The sequence below is a fragment of the Actinomyces sp. 594 genome (assembly GCF_019325145.1).
Lineage (GTDB): Bacteria > Actinomycetota > Actinomycetes > Actinomycetales > Actinomycetaceae > Actinomyces.
In genome coordinates this window covers 1-1054 of the sequence record NZ_PIZC01000068.1, presented here as the reverse complement: position 1 = coordinate 1054, position 1054 = coordinate 1, and the positions used below count along the sequence as shown (strand labels likewise).

The following is a 1054-nucleotide window of genomic DNA, read 5'->3' as shown; positions in this document are numbered from 1 at the left end:
CCGGGTCCTCATCGAGGAGGCCACCCCCAACATGCCCACACACCCAAGCAAGCCACACGCCAGCACCCGCCACCACCAGGCCCGCGCCGCCGCCGCACACCCCCATGCGCCGAAACCTGCGCGCCGAGCGGATCACCTGCGCCGAGCCGGCGCACTGGCCATCTGCCTCGCCCTACTGGGCGCCGGCTGCTCACACGCCGCCAACCGCACCACCTACACCCCCACCTGGACCCCACCCGCCACAGCCAGCGCTAGCGCTACACCCACGCTCTCACCCCAGCAGGCCGCCGCCAGGGCCACCGCCCTGGCCATGGACAAGCCCCAGGCCTACACCCCCGAGTTCACCCCCGACGGCGCAGCCCAGGCAGCCACATACTTCCTAGAGTTAGTTCCTTATGTTGGAGCTACCGGAGACCTGGACGCCTGGAAGAAGATGAGCGACGACAACTGCGAATTCTGCAATGGAGTGGGAGCCGATGCATCCGAAATACATGATGCAGGTGGCTGGACAGACCCGTGGGAGCAGGAGATCACCCCCCTGGAGTGGTGGACCGACCAGGACGACCCCAACCGCTACGTCGTACGCGCGCAAGTAAAATCTGAAGGATACACAGAGCACCCTGCACCATCCACCTCGTCGCAACAGGTCGGCGGATTCGACCGCGAGCTATTAATCCAACTGTACTGGAACGGCGACGATTGGACCGTAGAGGCACTCCAAATTTCCAATGACGAGGAGTCAGAATGAAACGCGCCCCAATCACTTTATGCACGGGATTTACGCTTGTTACGTTACTACTAGGCGCCTCCACGAACGCAGCCATCCCCACGCAACGGCCTGACCAATACGGCGCCCACGGTTCCGGTAATTCTGTAACTGTTACGGGTAGGACGTCCTACGAGGTGGCCTACTCCACCCCGGGCGCGCCGGTCGGCGGGGGCTACTACGCCAGCCCCGCCCCCGCGCAGGACAACGGCAGAACCTACGAGTACGGGCCACCCACCCACCAGTGCCCCTACGGCACCATGTCCTCCCCCGCCGGCGTACGCCCCT

Annotated in this window: 1 protein-coding gene; it reads left to right on the top strand. The window is 64.6% G+C overall.

Annotated features, from left to right (window positions below):
- On the top strand, positions 1–748 hold a 748-nt coding region (locus GZ998_RS12485), incomplete at its 5' end, for a DUF6318 family protein (RefSeq protein WP_257506035.1).
- Between the last annotated feature and the right edge of the window lie 306 nt (positions 749–1054).